Annotated in this window: 14 protein-coding genes; all 14 read left to right on the top strand. The window is 56.9% G+C overall.

Annotated features, from left to right (window positions below; genetic code table 11):
- The first annotated feature begins 380 nt into the window (after positions 1–380).
- The 14 genes from cobS to RA28_RS20675 all read left to right on the top strand — a co-directional run bounded on the left by cobS (position 381) and on the right by RA28_RS20675 (position 18,952).
- Positions 381–1,367: a cobaltochelatase subunit CobS gene (gene cobS / locus RA28_RS20740; protein ID WP_039532919.1), complete on the top strand. Its 987-nt coding sequence runs from the start codon at positions 381–383 to the stop codon at positions 1,365–1,367.
- A gap of 23 nt (positions 1,368–1,390) precedes the next feature.
- Positions 1,391–1,957, top strand: a complete 567-nt coding sequence (locus tag RA28_RS20735; RefSeq protein ID WP_039532917.1) for a hypothetical protein — start codon at positions 1,391–1,393, stop codon at positions 1,955–1,957.
- 82 nt (positions 1,958–2,039) lie between these two features.
- A complete protein-coding gene (locus RA28_RS20730) occupies positions 2,040–2,741 on the top strand; it encodes an aspartate/glutamate racemase family protein (RefSeq protein WP_039532916.1) in 702 nt (233 codons plus the stop codon).
- 338 nt (positions 2,742–3,079) lie between these two features.
- Positions 3,080–3,361 carry a hypothetical protein gene (locus RA28_RS20725; RefSeq protein WP_193747444.1) on the top strand — a complete coding sequence of 94 codons (282 nt, stop codon included), beginning with the start codon at positions 3,080–3,082 and terminating at the stop codon, positions 3,359–3,361.
- Between the two features lie 95 nt (positions 3,362–3,456).
- Positions 3,457–5,334 carry a cobaltochelatase subunit CobT gene (gene cobT / locus RA28_RS20720; RefSeq protein ID WP_039532912.1) on the top strand — a complete coding sequence of 626 codons (1,878 nt, stop codon included), beginning with the start codon at positions 3,457–3,459 and terminating at the stop codon, positions 5,332–5,334.
- Between the two features lie 300 nt (positions 5,335–5,634).
- Positions 5,635–6,801 carry a winged helix-turn-helix domain-containing protein gene (locus RA28_RS20715; RefSeq protein ID WP_039532910.1) on the top strand — a complete coding sequence of 389 codons (1,167 nt, stop codon included), beginning with the start codon at positions 5,635–5,637 and terminating at the stop codon, positions 6,799–6,801.
- 76 nt (positions 6,802–6,877) lie between these two features.
- A complete protein-coding gene (locus RA28_RS20710; protein WP_039532991.1) occupies positions 6,878–8,668 on the top strand; it encodes an aminopeptidase P family protein in 1,791 nt (596 codons plus the stop codon).
- Between the two features lie 63 nt (positions 8,669–8,731).
- Positions 8,732–9,076 carry a DUF427 domain-containing protein gene (locus RA28_RS20705; RefSeq protein WP_039532909.1) on the top strand — a complete coding sequence of 115 codons (345 nt, stop codon included), beginning with the start codon at positions 8,732–8,734 and terminating at the stop codon, positions 9,074–9,076.
- A gap of 157 nt (positions 9,077–9,233) precedes the next feature.
- A complete protein-coding gene (locus RA28_RS20700; RefSeq protein ID WP_039532907.1) occupies positions 9,234–10,556 on the top strand; it encodes a nucleotide disphospho-sugar-binding domain-containing protein in 1,323 nt (440 codons plus the stop codon).
- Between the two features lie 121 nt (positions 10,557–10,677).
- Positions 10,678–11,841: an acyl-CoA dehydrogenase family protein gene (locus tag RA28_RS20695; protein WP_052261537.1), complete on the top strand. Its 1,164-nt coding sequence runs from the start codon at positions 10,678–10,680 to the stop codon at positions 11,839–11,841.
- A 92-nt stretch (positions 11,842–11,933) separates the two neighbouring features.
- A complete protein-coding gene (locus tag RA28_RS22315) occupies positions 11,934–13,082 on the top strand; it encodes a HupE/UreJ family protein (RefSeq protein WP_193747443.1) in 1,149 nt (382 codons plus the stop codon).
- Complete coding sequence (locus RA28_RS20685) at positions 13,082–14,599, top strand: amino acid adenylation domain-containing protein (protein ID WP_039532905.1); 1,518 nt, start codon at positions 13,082–13,084, stop codon at positions 14,597–14,599. Before RA28_RS22315 ends, RA28_RS20685 begins: the two co-directional genes overlap by 1 nt.
- Positions 14,580–14,843, top strand: coding sequence for an acyl carrier protein (locus RA28_RS20680; RefSeq protein ID WP_039532904.1), 264 nt, complete (start codon positions 14,580–14,582; stop codon positions 14,841–14,843). Before RA28_RS20685 ends, RA28_RS20680 begins: the two co-directional genes overlap by 20 nt.
- 8 nt (positions 14,844–14,851) lie before the next feature.
- The gene (locus RA28_RS20675; RefSeq protein WP_082029877.1) at positions 14,852–18,952 is read left to right on the top strand and encodes a non-ribosomal peptide synthetase; all 4,101 of its coding nucleotides are present in this window, start codon (positions 14,852–14,854) and stop codon (positions 18,950–18,952) included.
- Position 18,953: the final 1 nt, after the last annotated feature.

Here is an 18,953-nt window from a genome sequence, read left to right as displayed (position 1 = left end):
AGAAATCCACCTGACCTGTTTACTGACAGCAACCTAGTCGTCGAAATCTCAAATGTCACGAACTCCTCACGGTAGATTGGGATTCTTTTGGTTCAAGCCAGAATTGCAGGCTTTTAGCGAGATTTGTCGCGCATCCGGAGCGGTTTTCGCAGGATTTGCCAGACGGCGATCAAAAGCCGGTATGCCCTAGCGATGGCTACGCTTGGGGTCGGCAACACCATTCCTCGACAACCCGGCCCGCCTGCCAATAAGGCCAGATTCAAAGAAAAACCCGCTCAGCTTTTCAGGCGGTCGGCTTTCTCTTGCCCTTACCCGCAATATGTTGCACCACACACGAGTTCAAACCCGGGACTGCGGGCCAATTGATAAGGACAAGGCGAATGGCTGACGGATCGATCGATATCAACGCAAAACCAACCGAAGACATCTCGGTCCGTGAAGTGTTCGGAATTGACAGCGACATGGCTGTCAAAGGCTTTGCCGAGCGGAGCGATCGCGTACCGGTTATTGATCCGACCTACAAGTTTGACCCGGAAACGACGCTGGCCATTCTGGCAGGCTTTTCCCATAACCGCCGGGTGATGATCCAAGGGTATCACGGCACCGGTAAATCGACCCATATTGAACAAGTTGCCGCGCGTTTGAACTGGCCTGCCGTCCGCGTGAACCTCGACAGCCACATCAGCCGGATCGACCTGATCGGCAAGGACGCGATCAAGCTGCGCGACGGAAAACAGGTGACAGAATTTCACGAGGGCATCCTGCCTTGGGCGCTGCGCAACCCGGTCGCCATCGTGTTCGACGAATATGACGCGGGCCGCGCAGACGTTATGTTCGTGATCCAGCGTGTGCTTGAGCACGATGGCAAGCTGACCCTGCTGGACCAGAACGAAATCATCACGCCAAATCCGAACTTCCGCTTGTTCGCAACTGCAAACACCGTTGGCTTGGGCGACACGACGGGGCTCTACCACGGGACGCAGCAGATCAACCAGGCGCAAATGGACCGGTGGTCGCTGGTCTCGACGCTGAACTATCTCAGCCACGATGCTGAAACGATGATCGTCCTGTCCAAGGCGCCGCACTACAACACGGCAGAGGGTCGCAAGACAGTCAGCCAGATGGTGACCGTTGCCGACCTGACCCGGACCGCTTTCATGAATGGTGATCTGTCGACGGTTATGAGCCCCAGAACCGTTATCAACTGGGCCCAGAATGCCGAGATCTTCCGCAATGTGGGTTACGCGTTCCGCCTGAGCTTCCTGAACAAATGTGACGAGCTGGAGCGGCAGACCGTCGCCGAATTCTATCAGCGTTGCTTTGACGAGGAATTGCCGGAAAGCGCAGCCAGCGCAAGCCTGGGGTAGGTCGAAGTTCATAGGAGGTCGCTATGCTCGGGGATGTAATCTTGGCCGAGTGGATTGCCGCCGGCGTCGCAGCCATTGCGGCCGTCGCCAGCATAGCCTTCTCACTGAAGTCCGCGCGCAATGCCAAACTGTCTATTGAAACGGACAGGGTTGCCAACGAAATCTCTGACAGTGCCCTGAAATTACAGCAGCAGGCCGCGCATGGAACGCTGATCAGCGAAGTCAGGGATTGGGCAAAAGAATGCGTTTTTGCAATCTCTGAGGCGTCACATCTTGCGTCTCTTGATCCCGCCCGTGTTCCGGAGGGCGCGTTCTTTGAACGCCGTTTGAACTGCTTGCAACGCATTTCCGCACTGGTTGACATAGGGCGATGGTACTATCCCAACATCCTCACGGGTGACTACGGCGACTGGAAAGAAAAAAGCTTCAAAGGTTTCCGGCAGAAAGCGCTGGATCAGCTTGTTTACACCTATCTGGCGTTGCTTGAGTACAATTACGTCAGCCAATCCGAAAATCGCAATATCGGGAAAAAGATCGTTGCGTATCAAAGGACTTTTGTATCCGAGGTCTCAAAGAAGCTTGAAATCTAACCCCTTCAGGTTTTGATAGGCCCATACATGGAAGCCAACCCGGTTTCACATCTGTTTTCACACGGAAAGAGAAAGCCTGATCATGCATATCGGCCTAGTTGGCGGGATCGGAGTGGCGGCAACTGTCGTCTATTACCAAAGGCTTAGCGCGGCTATGGCAGCACGAGGTGCCACGTTGGAATTGACCATCGTGCACGCCGACGTGCAGGAGTTGATCCGCAATAATCTGGCAGATAACCGAGAGGCGCAGGCGGAAGTCTATGCCCGGCTGATTGATCGGCTCAAATCAGCCGGGGCAGATTGTGCCGCAATCACGTCGTTGGGTGGTCACTTCTGTTATGACCAGACGGTCGCGATTTCATCCCTGCCATTGATCTCTGCGGTCAAACCGTTGGACGCATATTTTGCAGATCAGGGATTTCAAACGGTCGGTTTGCTTGGCACGCGCGTCGTGATGCGCACGGGCCTTTACGGGCAACTGCAGCGTACCCATCCTGTTGCTTTGGTGGATGAGATCGAAGTTCTGGGGCAGACCTATCAGGACATGGCCGTGGCAGGCGAATGCTCGGACCAGCAGCGCGCAATGTTTCTGGATGCCGGTCAACGCATGGTCAAGGATCTCGGTGCCGATGCGGTTGTGCTCGCCGGAACGGATCTGAACCTAGCCTTCGATGGGCAGGAACCCGGCTATACGGTCGTTGATGCATTGGATGTGCATGTCGACGTCTTGGCAAGGCTTGCCTGCGGTGAGGCTTCGTTGCGTGACTCAGATGCGGATTTCTGATCCTCTGGTATTTTGCCAATGGGGAACTCAGGAAGACAGCTTAGATTAGCTTCGCGTCCATTGACACAAACACGACCTGAGCATCTTGCTTGACGTCCGACGCGGCCATTTTGGACTCCAAGGCCGAACGGCCTCGAATTGCGCGTCTGTCACAGAAACAGAGTTTTTCGTATATACTAATATTATACATTGCATATTTATGTTATATCCAATGCATGTCATATTTCTGGGCTTTCCTGATCTCATTTTCACTTTTACTCTTCCCGTTCAGTCCGGTGGAGGCGCTACCACAAGGCTCAAAAGACCGGGCCGAATTGTTTGCAACATGCTCGGGTCGGATGGAAGCTTTGGCCGCGCGACATCGCGGTCGGAAAGAAGATGACGCCATATTGGTTACGGACATGCAGCAGGAATTCGACCTGATGCTGCAGGCCGTTCTTCCCTGGGCGCTGTCTGACGGGGTGGACGAAATTCAGCCCGCACGTTGGCGCGTGCAGGGATGGGTCCAAGTCGCGTACTTACTGGCAGATATAGACTACAGCTTGGATGCCCAGATCACCGAAGGCGCGAAACGGCAGCTTCATCACCGAATTGCCGAGTGCCGAGCAGTTTTGTTATAGCGCGTGGTTCGGTGCGAAATCCGGGCTGGCCCTATGGTCAACGCAAGTGATTGGCTCTAGGTTGCCCCAACAGAACTAAACCGGACCTGCCGCCGATGAGCAAACCCAACGATAACCCCGCCGATCCGTTCAAGAAAGCCTTGGCAGAGGCGACAAAAGTCATGGCCGACGATCCCGAGTTATCGGTCACCTATACTGTCGATCCTTCCGGCATGTCGGGCGAGTCGATGCGTTTGCCGCAGGTCAGTCGCCGAATGACCCGCGAGGAAGTTTTGCTTGCCCGCGGGACGGCGGACGCTTTGGCGCTTCAGCGTAAATACCACGACGACGCAACCCATGCACGCTATGCACCCCCCGGCGACATGGCCCGGGATCTTTACGAGGCGATGGAAACCGCCAGATGCGAGGCTATGGGCGCTCGAGACATGCCCGGAACCGCTTCGAACATCGACGTCAAGATTGGTCACGAAGCAATTCGTCGCGGATATGATCAATGCAAACAGCCAGCGGACGCGCCCCTGCCTGTCGCCGCAGGTTATCTGATCCGCCATCTTGCGACGGGTCGGGAATTGCCACCTGCTGCTGAAAACGTCATGAACCTGTGGCGCGGCTTTATCGAGGAACAGGCGGGCGGTACGCTGGAAAACCTCGACGAGATCCTTTCGGATCAGGCCGAGTTCGCGAAATTCGCCCGTCAGATGATCAAGGACCTCGGATACGGCGATCAGTTGGGCGATGACCCCGACGAGCTTGACGACGAACAAGAAGATCAGGCCGAAGATGACGCGGACGAACAGCCCGATCCTGACAGTACCGGACAGGATGATCAGGACGAGCAGGACGCGGACGCCACGCCGGAACAAACGCAGGAAGAACAACAGGATCAGTCCCAGGCCCAGGTCTCGATGGATGAGATGGCCGATGAGGAGATGGGTGATGAGACAGAGATGCCCGAAGGCGAGGCCCCGCTGGAGCCTCCTGCCCCACCGCCGGCATCCGAGGCCGACCCGGACTACAAGGTCTATCTGAACACCTATGACGAAGAGATTGCTGCCGAGGATCTGGCGGAACCGGCGGAGCTGGAGCGGTTGCGCGCCTATCTGGATCAGCAGCTGGAGCCGCTGAAGGGCGCGGTCAGCCGATTGGCCAACAAGCTGCAGCGTCGTTTGCAGGCGCAGCAAAACCGCAGCTGGGAATTCGACCGCGAGGAAGGGATTCTTGACGCCGGTCGTCTGGCGCGCGTAGTGGCAAACCCGACCACGCCGCTTAGCTTCAAGGTCGAGAAGGACACCGAATTCCGGGACACGGTTGTGACGCTGTTGCTGGACAATTCGGGATCGATGCGCGGACGCCCGATCTCGATCGCCGCAATCTGCGCCGACGTTCTGGCGCGGACGCTGGAGCGTTGCAATGTGAAGGTCGAAATCCTGGGCTTTACCACCCGGGCGTGGAAAGGCGGACAAGCCCGCGAGGCCTGGTTGAACGATGGCAGGCCGCAGCAGCCCGGCCGCCTGAACGACTTGCGGCACATCATCTACAAGGGCGCGGACGCGCCTTGGCGGCGAGCCAGGCCCAATCTCGGTCTGATGATGAAAGAAGGGTTGCTCAAAGAGAACATCGACGGCGAAGCACTTGAGTGGGCGCATCGCCGGATGGTGGCCCGCCGCGAACAGCGCAAGATTCTGATGGTGATATCCGACGGCGCTCCGGTCGATGACTCAACCTTGAGCGTGAACCCGGCAAACTATCTGGAAAAACACCTGCGCGACGTGATCGCCATGGTCGAAAAGAGAAAGGCCGTCGAATTGCTGGCGATCGGGATCGGCCATGATGTCACCCGCTACTATGATCGTGCGGTGACAATTACGGATGTAGAACAGTTGGCTGGCGCGATGACCGAACAATTGGCGGCACTCTTCGACAGCGATCCACGGGCGCGGGCTCGCGTGATGGGGATGAAGAAAGCCAGCTAGGTTTCCTGACGCCGGCCCAATGGGACGGGTATTGAGGTCAGAATCCACATCCGAAACGCCCGAAGTCTTCTCGGCTTGTGCATGTTTCGCAAAGCTGCAGCGCTTCGGCGATGCCGAACTGCGGGGTGGTACAACAATGCTGTATCAAAGGGCTGTATCATCGGAACCTCCGGGTGACTTCCCCGAAAATGGCCGACGTAACGCCGCCCCGCTTGAAGGTGGTCCTGAGAAATACCCGAGAAACCCTTGGGATTGCTTTTGAACCTTGTGACCGGCACCAAAAGCAGGTGTATTCGGCCCATGCGCTATGAATTTGCAGATTGTGTCCTGGACGCAGACCGCCACGAATTGTTGCGCGGGGGTCAGGCCGTTCCGGTAGAGCCGCAAGTTTTTGACCTGTTGGAGTTGTTGGCGCAAAGCCCCGGCAAGCTGGTCACGCGGGACGAGGTCATTGAGCGGGTCTGGAATGGTCGATTTGTGTCGGATTCAACAATCAGCGCGCGCATTGCGGCGGCCCGCAAAGCCGTTGGTGACGATGGCAAGGCACAGCGCATCATACGGACCATCGTGCGACGTGGATTGCAATTGGCGGTCTCGGTCAGCACGGATGGCGATACGGCGATCACCGACAGCACACGCAATCAACAGTTGCGTTTTGCGCCCGGTGGTGATGGCCGGGTGGTGCCGTACACGCTGTTCGGCGACGGGCCACCCCTTCTTCGAATTGGGTCTGTTATCCATGATCTTGAGGCTGAATGGCGACTGCATTCCGAACGAACACGCCTGACGGACTTGGCGAACCGCTTTCGCCTGCTGCGCTACAACAAGGACCACAATGCCAGATCCAACGAAGACCATCAGGCCGTTTTTGACCATAGAATCAATGAAATTCTGACCGTCACCAAAGCTGCCGGATTTGATCGGTTCTCAATTCTGGGCGAGTTCAGCGGGGCGTTCCCCGCTCTGCATTTTGCCAATCAACACCCTGATCGGGTGGAAAAGCTCGTTATCGTTGGCGGCTGGGCAGAGGGAAGAGATCACCGACCGGATACCAAAGAGCCCGATTCCATCCGCACGCTGATTGCAGAAGGATGGCAAACACCTGGCGGTGGTTACGCAATCGGCTCGACGCTCAGCTATTTCCCGGATGGGCCGCTGGATGATGTGCGCAGCATGGTGACCGAGATGCAGGCGCTGTATTCGCGGGAACAGAAACTGCAATCCCGCGACATCGGTAACAGCATGTCCGCCATGCATTTGTTGTCACAAGTCAAGTGCCCGACGCTGATCCTGCACGGTCGACGCACTGCGGTGCATCCCTTGGAAGAGGCGCGCAAATTGGCCGCCGGCATTCCTGACGCCTCGCTGGTTGTTCTGGAAACCGCGAACCAGATTCCGCTTCCCGGCAACGACTCCTATCCCACCTATCTTCAGGCGATAGACAGTTTCCTGAACGCCCAAGCGTGACGCGTTGGTTCCCGTGCTGGACATTTGACAGCACAGGTCGCAATTTGCAGCGCACCAAGACATGAATGAGGCCGAGATGTTCCAGTCTTTCGAAGTCACCGCCCGCCCGGAACAGGGGCCCCCGCGGCTTGCAGCATTGCGACAGGAACTGGCGCGCGAAGGACTGGACGGGTTTTTGATCCCGCGCGCCGACGCCCATCAGGGAGAGTACGTGGCCCCAAGAGACGAAAGGTTGGCGTGGCTCACAGGTTTCACCGGGTCCGCCGGGTTTTGCGTCGCGCTGACCAATGTCGCGGGTGTCTTTATCGACGGGCGATACAGAACGCAGGTCAAGGCGCAGGTGGCGCAGGACTATACCCCGGTGCCGTGGCCCGACATCAGCCTGAGCGCCTGGTTAAAAACCCAACTGCCAAATGGCGGCAAGGTCGGCTTTGATCCGTGGCTGCATTCCGTTGGACAGATCTCGGCCGCTGAAAAAGAGTTGCACGGCAGCGGGATTCAATTGGTGCGCTGTCCCAACCTGATCGACCGAATTTGGCAGGACCAACCCGACCCGCCAGCCAACCCTGTAAAGACCCATCCAATTGAATTTGCAGGCGAAAGCGCCGATAGCAAAATCGCCAGACTTTCCGCGGCGCTGAAGAAGGCCGGGCAAATGGCCGCCGTAATAACGCTGCCCGACTCGATTATGTGGCTTTTGAACATTCGAGGGTCGGACATCGCTTACAACCCGGTCGCGCACGGGTTCGCCGTTCTCCATGCCAACGGAACCGTCGATCTGTTCATGGCGGCAGAAAAGCTGCGGGACCTGAGCCAACCGCTTGGGCCGAACGTCAATCTGTTGCCGACCGAGACCTTTCTTGACGCGGTCGAAAAGTTGGAGGGCCCGGTTCAAGTTGATCCCGGCACGGTGCCGCAAATCGTTGCGGACGCGTTGGGCGAACGAATGGTCGAAGGCGGCGATCCTTGCGCCCTGCCCAAAGCCTGCAAAAACGAAGCCGAGATCGAAGGAACCGCGCAGGCTCATTTGCGGGACGCTGCCGCGGTTGTCGAACTGCTGTGCTGGCTTGACGCGCAGACGCCCGGCAGCGTGACCGAAACTCAGGTCGTCACCCAGCTTGAAAAGTGCCGTAGCCGCAACAACGCCCTGCAAGATATCTCGTTCGACACCATAGCCGGAACCGGGTCTCATGGTGCGATCATGCACTATCGCGTGACCGAGGAAACAGATCGCAGTCTCGAACCCGGTCACCTGTTGGTTCTCGACAGCGGCGGCCAGTATCTGGACGGTACAACCGATATCACCCGCACCGTGCCAATCGGCGACGTCGATGAAGAAGAGAAAACCTGTTTCACCCGCGTCCTAAAGGGCATGATCGCGATGTCGATGCTGCGCTGGCCGGTTGGAATGGCGGGGCGCGACATCGAATGCGTCGCGCGGCTGCCTCTGTGGATGGCAGGTCAGGATTTCAACCACGGCGTCGGCCACGGCGTTGGCACCTACCTCAGCGTGCACGAAGGCCCCCAGCGGCTATCCCGTGTCAGCCACGTCCCGCTTGAGCCGGGCATGATCCTGTCCAACGAGCCGGGATATTACCGCGAAGGCGCGTTTGGCATTCGCCTGGAAAACCTGGTGGTCGTTGAAAACGCGCCCTTGCTCCCGGGTGGGGACGACGATCGCGCGATGCTGTGTTGGCGCACCCTGACCTATGTTCCGATTGATCGACGGCTGATCCTGGTGGACATGTTGACGCCCGAGGAACGCAACTGGTTAAACGCCTATCATCGCGACGTTGCGGAAAAAATCCGTCCAAGGCTGGGCCCCGACGCGCAACTGTGGTTGGATGCCGCAACTGCGCCAGTCTGACACCGGGCTGTTACATAAATTGGGCAGAGGAGTGGCCCTGACAAGACGAGGTAAGGAGCAAAAATGGCTGATCACATCACAATCCGCAAAGCGCCGGGGAAATGGAGCGTTCGGTCTGGCGGGGCGATTCTGGGTGAAACAACAAACGCTTTGGAACTGCTGGAAGGCGACCGGGCTCCTGTGATTTATTTTCCTCGGGCTGACATCGCGATGGCATTTTTGGACCGCACTGAAAAAGTCACCCATTGCCCTCACAAGGGGGATGCCGCGCATTTTTCGATCGTCAACAAATCCTCCGTTACCGAAAACGCGGTCTGGAGCTATGAAGACCCCATCCCCGCTGTTACCGAGATCAAGGAATACATGGCGTTCTACCCATCCGATTCTGTGAAAGTCGAACAAATCTGACCTAAGCGGCACCTTGGGATTGGATCAAAGCTAGGGGTTCCCACCACTCACCAATCATTGATTTCGCACAGAGCAGAGCTTTGAGGAACGGCGTTCTGTTTCTTGACGGGGGCCCGGAACGGTATACCTGCGGCGATCATGACCGGACGAGTGAGCCATGGCAAAACGTTTAGCGATCATCGCTAGCGGCATCTACAGCCCGCTAAGCAGTGCCGTAGAGTTTGCTACGCGTTCGCGACGTTTTGGATATGAGATTAAGTTCTTTGCGCCATCTGCGGCAACCGAGTTGCTGTCCTACTCAGGTTTGGCGCATCAAGTCATTCCAAAACCCAAAATCCACACCCAAACGCCCCTGCTGCCTCCGGCGAAACAGTCCGAAAAAACGGCCGAGGCGCGCCAGGCCCGGCTAAATTCTGCCATCTCCAAGCTGGGCGTGGATGACCTTGGCGCACAGCTTTTGGACTTTGAGCCTGATGCGATTTTCGTCGATTGCGAGTTGCACGCCCATATAGTCGTATCGCTTTCTTTGGGCATCCCGGTTGTCCAGTACAGCAATATGTTCCTTTCACCGCCGGGTTTGCGGGCGCCACCGCTCCATATGCGGGCTTACCCGGGTCAGGGATTACGTGGCAGCCGGGTTGCGGTTCTTCTGACCTGGGCACTTTATCTGGTGCGCAAAACGATGCGCATCCGGCGCAATCGGCGTAAGGATTTTGGGGCAGATCACCCCACTGCGTTGGCCGAACTGGCCCGGCGCTATGACGTACCCCTCGACAATCTAAAGCGCAGGGTGTGCTGGCAAATGCCATGGACCTATCGGATTCCAACGGTTTTGTTTTTACCGCAAGCGCTGGACTTGCCGACCCGTCCTTACCCGGACATGACCTATTTGGGGTCCATGATCCTCGGGGACCGCCCGCAAAGGGATCACGATGCAGCCCGTGTTGCCCGGTTTTGCATCCGGGAACCAAACCGCAAGCGTGTTTTCGTCGGTTTCGGGTCGATGATGGGACCGGACAGCCAGTTTATCACCAATCTGTTGGACGTCGCCCGTCACCACCCTGAGTGGGAGTTCCTGTTCGCGGCTGGAAAAAACTGGGACAAGGTTCAAGAAGATACACTTCCGAGCAATGTCGGAATGGTTGACTGGGCGCCTCAAACCAAAGTGTTACACCATGCCGATCTTGCCATCATGCATGGCGGAACCGGTGGCTTGACTGAAGCTGTCGAAGCTGCGACGCCAATGCTGATCGTTCCTCATGTCAATGACCAGAAAGGCGGAGCAGCCCGCGTGATTTTTCACGGGCTTGGCCAAGCCTGTCGAAAGACAGATTCAGCTCAACACATCGAAGCGAAGCTCCAGTACCTGTTGAACGATCCAGCGGTAATCAGAAACTGTCAGGCCATGCAGGCCCGATGCCAGACGAAAGCGACGGAAACGGGCATTGAACAGTACCTGAATCGTCTCACCACAGCATGAGCGGTTCCGGCGTCGACGCAGGCGTCTGGCCCGCGCGGTCTGCAGTGAGAAAGTGAAAATTTTGATCCAAGGGACGACGTCTGGCGTATCCTTCTCAATACCAACTTTTTGACCAACGCCAGTGACAGTTTCGGGTTCATCCATCAGCGCCGCCAATATTGACGCGATCAAGGACTTCGCGGCCTCGCTTCCGAAAGTGACTTCGGAAAACTTCGGCACCGTGTGGAAAGCTGTGGCGGATTTTGGTCTGTTGGGCATGATCACCCCGCAGGAGTTCGGCGGCGCCGCCGTAACAGCGCGCGAGTTTGTGCGGCACATGTCGGCATTCGGGCACGGCTGCAACGACAATGGGCTCGCCTTGGGTATCAACGCGCACATCTGGACAATCCAACATCTGCTCATTCGATTTGGAAGTCCTGAACAAAAGGACGCCTATCTGCCGGGTATGCTTGCGGGCGAGACAATTGGCGCGTTTGCTTTGACCGAACCGTCATCCGGGTCCGACGCCCTTTCGGTCAGCACAACGGCCATAGAGACGGACGAAGGGTACGTCTTGAATGGATTGAAATCGTTCATCGGCATGGCACCGGTTTGCGATCTTGCCGTTGTATTCGCAAATACAGCGCCGGACAAAGGCCGATGGGGACTTTCAGCATTTCTGGTGAATGCCGACGATGCTGGTTTCCAAAAGGTTGAGACGCAGCCCAAGATCGGGTTGACGTCGGTGCCGATGGGTCAGCTTTTGTTGAAAGACTGCTTTGTGCCTGCCGCGCGTCGGATTGGCCCTGAAGGGGTCGGATCAGCGATCATTCAGACAGTACTGAACTGGGAGCGCTGTTTTATCCTGACATCTCAGGTCGGGGCCATGACCCGCCAGCTTGAAGAATGCGCCGCGTTCACTGTCAACCGCCAGTCCTTCGGCCATAACATCGCAGAGTATCAATCTGTTTCCAATCGCCTGGCGGACATGCGTGTGCGTCTGGAAACCTGCAGGTTGATGCTGAACCATGCAGCCGAACTGTACGACACCAATCAACCGCTGACGCAATTCGCAGCAATGGTCAATCTTCATATCTCCGAGGCTTTTCTCAGCTCAAGCATGGACGCGATGCGGACATTTGGCGGTCGCGGGTATTTGCAGGGATCAGAAGCAAGCCTGGATCTGAACGACGCGATGGGCGGCGTCATCTACTCTGGGACATCAGACATCCAGCGGCAAATCATTGCAAAGATGGAAATTGGACAATTGCCGCTGGTCAAAAACGGCGAAAGGAAGAGTTCGTGAAACACATGTCGCCGAGCCTTTCCGCAATTGCGCGCACGTTGATTCCCGACCACCTCTTGGCCCTGAGGTCATGCGTTCTTTTATGGCTCTTCGTGGTCTTTTCATCAGTGGCGCAGGCCCACAGCTATAACCAAAGCTATGTCTATTTTGATGTTACCCGCGAAACGCTAAGCGGGCGCATTGAGGTAACGCTGAGCGACTTGACCAAGATCGAGCAGAACTCGGCCGAGGTCGACGCCTTGATGACCGATGATCAAGTGCGCGCCGCCGCAGACAAGTTCCATACATATTTTCAAGACCGCTTGCAGCTGTCGCACCAAGGCCAACCCTATCAGATCGAGTTCGATGATCTGACCTTTTTTGGCACCAAGGTCGGCAGGTTCGCCCAGTTTCATTTCAATGTGATCGGCGTTGAGCAGACACCAACCACCATCGACATGTCCTATGACGGGCTGTTTTCGGACATAGATCCCACGCATCGTGGCTTTGCTTTGATCGGAAGCAATACGCGCAACGGGATGGACGAGAACGAGGGTTACATCTCGTTGATTTTCAGGACCGGCGATGGTTTCAAAAGCCTGTACCTGAACGATGAACCGACCAAGGACATCGCGCGTACGTTCTTTGAGCATGGGATCTGGCACATCTGGCTGGGGTTCGACCACGTTCTGTTTCTGCTGACCCTGTTGCTGGGCGCCGTCATGCGGATCGAAAATGCGCACTGGGTCCCGTCTGAAAGCATCCGGGACAGCCTGCTTGCAACCGTCAAAATCGTGACGGTGTTTACGATCGCGCATACGATCACGCTGTGTCTTGCGACCTTCGAAGTCATCACATTGCCGATCACCCTGGTCGAGGCGGTCATCGCGATTTCGATAGCGGTCGTCGCCCTCGGCAACCTGATCCCGCGGTTTCATGCAAGCTCGTGGAAGGTCGTCTTCCTGTTCGGCATATTCCACGGCTTTGGGTTCGCCAACGTTCTCGAGCCTCTGGGCCTGGATCCGGCACGCAAGGCGCTGGGACTGGCGACATTCAATATCGGGGTCGAAGTTGGCCAGCTTGCCATCGTTTTGGTGCTTTTCCCGATCTTCTTCGCCCTGCGCAGACTGACAGCGTATCGCGTCATATTCCTTCAATACGGATCAATTGCGCTGATCGCTGTGGCGCTGTTTTGGTTTGTTGAACGGACCGTCGGCGCCTTCCCGGGGATAGGAATCGCGGCAGCAGGGGTGATCAACTGATGCTGAACGCGGTCTTCCTGGATGATCCACTTGCGCATTTCGCCGATGCAACGCCACAGGCCGATGCCATCAGCATGGTTGGTGGCGCGACCAGTTATAACGCGCTGGAACGCCATGTGAACCGGATCGCCGCGCATCTACTGTCTCAGGATGTTCAGCGCGGCGACAGGGTGATCCTGTCTGCCGCCAAATCACCGCACGTCGTTGCAGCTTTGTATGCGATCCTGCGGGTCGGTGCCGTTTACGTCCCGATCGACCCAGCAGCCCCTTCCGAACGCATGCTGGCACAGATCAAGGCTGTCGCCCCCAATTGCGTGTTGGCGGATACCGCGCGCGCGAAAATCTATGCAGACTTAGCGCCTGCGATGCGGGTTTTTGACTTTGCGGAATTACCAGATGCGAGCGGCGCGAGCTCTGCGATCCAATCACGCGCGGAGCAGCGCGACCCCGAGGACCCCGCGTACATCCTCATGACATCGGGCACCACCGGGGCGCCAAAGGGGATCGTGCACACGCACAAAAGTGGGTTGGCCTATGCCAGAATGGCGGCGAACCTGTGCGGTTTGCGCGCAACGGACCGCGTCAGCAACCACACACCCGTGCACTTCGATATGTCGATCTTCGACATTTTCAGCACGGCATTGGCAGGGGCCTGCGTGGTCATCATTCCGGAAATGCACACCAAATTGCCCGCAAGCCTGTCGCAATTGGCTGAGGAAGAACGCATTTCGGTCTGGTATTCGGTTCCGTTCGCTCTGATCCAAATGGCAGAACGTGGCGCTTTGGCCAGTCGGGACCTGTCGGCCCTGAGGGTTGTTATGTTCGCCGGGGAGAAGATGCCGCCTGCACCACTCAAGTCTTTTGCGGCACACGCGCCCAATGCGCAGTTCCTGAATGCCTATGGCCCGACCGAGACGAACCACTGCACCACGGCCAGAATGACCTATGATGATCTGGACGGGGTCAGCCCGATCCCCATTGGATATGCCGACACCGGGGTCACCGCGCGGATCGGTGAAACTCTGCCAGAGCCGGAAAGCGGCGAACTGCTCATCTCTTCGGACCAGGTCATGCGTGAGTATTGGCAGGACCCGGCCCAAACAGATCAGCGATTTTGTGTTTTGCCGGATGCAAATGGGTCGTCAAAGAGGTTCTATCGCACCGGCGACATCGTGCGCCGCGCGCCGGATGGGCAGCTGCTGTTGGTCGGGCGAGAAGATCGCCAGATCAAACTTCGCGGGTTTCGCATCGAACTGGATGAGGTTGAACTGGCGCTGACCGTCGCGACCGCTGTGACTGAAGCCGCAGTCGTGGTTTCTAATAACCAAATCCACGCTTTTGTATCAGGCGGTACGCAGCCCGATGTCGCAGAAATAAAAACTAACATCGCGGCCATTTTGCCTTGGTACGCCATACCGGAAAGCATCGAGTGGCTGGAACAAATGCCGCGCACCTCGACCGGGAAAATCGACAGGGTCACATTGCTAGGACGAGCTCATGCCAGACACGCTGCCTGAAGCGCCTGCAGGCGTGCTCAGAACCTACGTTGAGTCCACGTTTCTTGGTGGGCAGTCAGTGTCGGATACCGACGAGCTGTTGCTGAGCGGCATGATTGACTCGCTTGGCGTGATGTCCTTGGTGGCCTTTATCGAGCAGACCTTCGGCATCGAGATCCCGTTCGAGGATGTCACACTCGAGAACTTCAGCTCGATCGCGGCGATGACCGAATATGCCGGTTCCAAGCGCGCGACGTCGGGTTAGGTGGTCGAATGTATCCGTTGACCGCAAGCCAAAGCCGCTTTTGGAGGGGGCACCAACTGCACCCAACCGAGCCATTATACAACATGGCGTGGCGCTTTGACCTGCAATTCGCGGTTGATCCCGATATTTTTCAAAAGGCATTGCACGCGACTGCGCAAGAAAATGAAGTGCTACGTGCGGTGTTTGTCGATACTGACAACGGTCCTATGCAACGGGCAGCGGACAGCTCTGTTGCAGTGCAGGCTGTCGATCTCAGTAACGAAGTCGCCCCCGAGGCGGCGTTGGCACAGCTGTTGCCGGATTGGGTGCAGGCTCCTTTCGACTTGCGCACCGGTACGATGCGAAACCATTTGGTGAAATTGGCCGAGTCCCATTGGGTCTGGATTTTGTGTCAGCACCATATTGTTTGCGATGCACAATCTGGGGCCGTTCTCTTTGAGCGGGTCTCACAACGCTATCAGTCGTTTTCGGAAGGCAGCCACACCGACGCGCCACCAACGCCAAATTACTTCGAAAGTGCGCCCTTTCAGGCGACCGATGTTGAACCGCGCAAAACTACACCAAGCCTTCTTGCAACGCCGCCTTATGGCATCACCTCAAATCGGGGGCCGCGCTCCACACGCATTCAGGTGCCGTTTCCTGATCCCACCCAAAAGGCTTTTGAAGCTGCCATAACCGACCCAGCCTTACGCCTTTTCACACCCGACCTGTCAAAGATGGCAATCTACCTGGCGGCCTATTCCGCCTATTTGCATCGGGTCACGGGCGACGAACAGATCACGCTTGGCCTGCCCTCGCACAACCGTCTGTCGGAAACTGATCGCAGAACACTTGGCCTGTTCGTCGAAGTCTTGCCGTTTCAAGTTGAGGTGAACCCGGCAGACAGCCTGCTGGAATTGCATGGTAAGATAAAAAACAGTCTGGGAACATTCCTTCGGCAGGCCCGCGCCGGTGCCATCGCTGGCCAGGATGATGGTGGGATCAGTGCGGTTTGCAATTATATTCAAGCCCGGTTTGGCGACTTTGCCGGACACCCGGCATCTGTCCAATGGTTGCACAGCGGTGCCCATGACGCGGCCCATGCCATTCGCTTGCATGTAGCGGATTTTGTCGGCGAGGGGCTACCAGATTTATCGTTGGATGTGCACAACGAGATCCTTGAAAAAGTCCCCGGCGACCGGATCGCCGCGCATTTCAACGCCATATTGAACGCGGTTCTGTTGGCTCCTGAAACTCTGGTCGCTTCGGTGGAAATGACCGCCGATTCAAGTGATCGCGCCTTGCTGATCGGCCCGAAAGAACCTGATGTGCAATCCGCGACCGTTTTGGACGCGTTCTCGAAGCAGGCCGAAAAAACGCCAGACGCGGTCGCGCTGAGCGGAACTGGTCAGCCGCTCAGCTTTGCCACTGTCGATGCGCTTAGCAATCAGATTGCTGCTGGCCTTATTCGGCAAGGGATTTCAGTGGGCGCACGGGTCGCGATCCATCTCCCACGGTCTTACGACTTCGTTTTGGCCGCTCTGGCGATCATGAAGGCGGGGGCGAGCTTTGTCCCGATATCAGCCCAAACACCCTTCGCGCGCGCCCAGCGTATTGTCCAAGGCTGCAACGCCGCCGCAATCCTTGTTGGAGCGAACGACGACAAGGCGTATTCCTGTCCTAGCTTCAATATTGCAGAACTCACAAGCGATCTTGTCGCTTTGCCAACCGTCACGGGGTTTGACACGGCTTACGTGCTCTTTACTTCGGGCTCGACCGGCACGCCCAAAGGCGTCGCCGTCGCCCATCGCGATTTCGCACGCTACATCCAATGGGCGGCAGAAACATTCAGCAGAAAGCCCGCGCGTTACCCATTCTTTTCGTCGGTTTCCTTCGACCTCACGCTGACCTCCCTTTTTGTTCCCTTGATCACTGGCGGGTCTGTCACCGTCTACCCCGAACGGTCAGATCCTGATCTGGCTGTTCTCGATGTCTTTGCAGATGACAACGTCGACGTCGTCAAACTGACGCCTTCGCATCTGGCGCTGGCATGCAAACAGGGCCATCCCGTCAAGCAGATCGAAACACTGGTTTTGGGGGGCGAAAATCTGACGAGCCAGCTGTGCCGAACGGCTCAGGATGTCCTGTCCCCGAACCTGACGATCATCAACGAATATGGACCGACCGAAAGCGTTGTCGGGGCCATGCATCATGTGTTTGACCGACACGATGACGCGGGGGCATCTGTCCAGGTTGGCAAGCCCGCATCTGAGATGTCGATCAGCATCCGCGATAGTTCATTGAACTTTTGCCCTTTGGGCGTCACCGGCGAAATCGTCATTGGCGGGCGTTTGGCCCAAGGATACATAAACGCACCCGATGCCGAAGACGGGCCGTTCCTGAGCGATCCTGCGAAGGTACAAGGACGCATCTACAAAACCGGCGATCTGGGCCGCATAAATCACGATGGCAGCGTTGATTATCTGGGCCGCGCGGATCAGCAAGTCAAGCGTGGCGGCGTCCGGCTTGAGGTTGCTGAAATCGAACAAATTGCCAGAGAGCTTTCCGGCGCTGATGCTGCATATGTCGGTTTCAACACGCCTGATCAAAAGCGGCAGGCAACTAAAGAATGCCGAAAATGCGGATTGTCTGACAGCGTGCCCTCCATTCGATTTGTCGAAGATGATCTTTGCGCCATCTGTGCCGAATTTGACGGCTACAAAGACCGCGCGCAGGCGTATTTTAGACCGGAACCTGAATTGGAAACCGTCATTGCACGTGCGGCAACGGCCCGAACTGGCGAGTTCGATGCCGTTATGCTGCTGAGCGGCGGCAAGGACAGCACCTATGCAGCCTACCGACTGGCAGGTCACACTGCGCGTGTTCTCGCCGTTACGCTGGACAATGGGTATATCTCGGACGAGGCAAAAGCGAACATACAAAGGGTTACGCAAGATCTGGGCTGGCCGCATCGGTATTTGCAGACCGACAAAATGAACCAGATCTTTGTCGACAGCCTCAAGACCCATTCGAATGTCTGTCAAGGTTGCTTCAAGGCGCTTTATACGCTCGCCTTCCGGACGGCTTTGACCGAAGGCGCACCACTGGTCGTCACCGGCTTGTCCCGTGGGCAGTTCTTCGAGACCCGCCTGACGCCCGAACTGTTCCGAGATGCCGCACCGACCTGCGCCCAATTGGACGCCATGGTTTCGCAGGCCCGCCGGGCCTATCACGCCGAAAACGATGCGCTGTCTCATTTACTGGAGACACATGACCTGAGAGATGGGGCGTTTCTGGACCGGATCGAGGTGCTGGATATCTACCGCTATATCGACGTTCCCGTGTCCGAGATCTACAGCTTTCTGGACACCCAAACCGCTTGGGTCCGACCCTCGGATACGGGCAGGTCGACCAACTGCCTGATCAATGACACTGGCATTCACCTGCACAAAACCCGCGAAGGGTTTCATAACTATGCTGTTCCCTATGCCTGGGATGTTCGCATGGGGCACAAAACGCGCTCGCAAGCTCTGGATGAACTGAACGACGATATTGATGTCGGCAAAGTGAACCAGATTCTGGATGAAATCGGTTTTGACGAGCCAATTGACCGCCCCGCTTTGCTGACGGCTTACATTGCGGGTCGAAACCTTAAGGAGAGTGACATCTGGACCGAATTGCGGGCCCATTTGCCACGGGAAATGCTGCCAGACAGCGTTGTCATTCTGGATCAGATGCCGCTGACGGGAAACGGCAAGGTCGATACAAGCCAGCTGCCATCAGGCAGGAAGCGATCCACGGAACTCATCGAATTTGCTGCCCCTGAAACCCCTATGGAACTCCGGCTGGCTGAGATCGTGGGCACTGTACTAAAAACCCCCCGCGTAGGCGTGACGCATGATTTCTTCGATCTGGGCATCGACAGCCTCACCGCAATTCAAATTGCAATGAAGGCCAACGAGCGCGGGCTTGCGCTGCAACCCATTTCGCTCTTTGAACATCGCACGATCCGAAGTCTGGCAAACCATGCCGACGGGGTAATTCCGTCCAAAGAGGTGTCAGACGAGGAGCCCGCGTTGATTGATCTCGACGATGACGACCTTTCCGCGATCGCAAGGGCTTTGGACTGAC

Source organism: Ruegeria sp. ANG-S4 (genome assembly GCF_000814005.1).
Classification (GTDB): domain Bacteria; phylum Pseudomonadota; class Alphaproteobacteria; order Rhodobacterales; family Rhodobacteraceae; genus Ruegeria.
The sequence above is the reverse complement of the archived record's forward strand: the minus strand, read 5'-3'. Positions and strand labels throughout refer to the sequence as shown.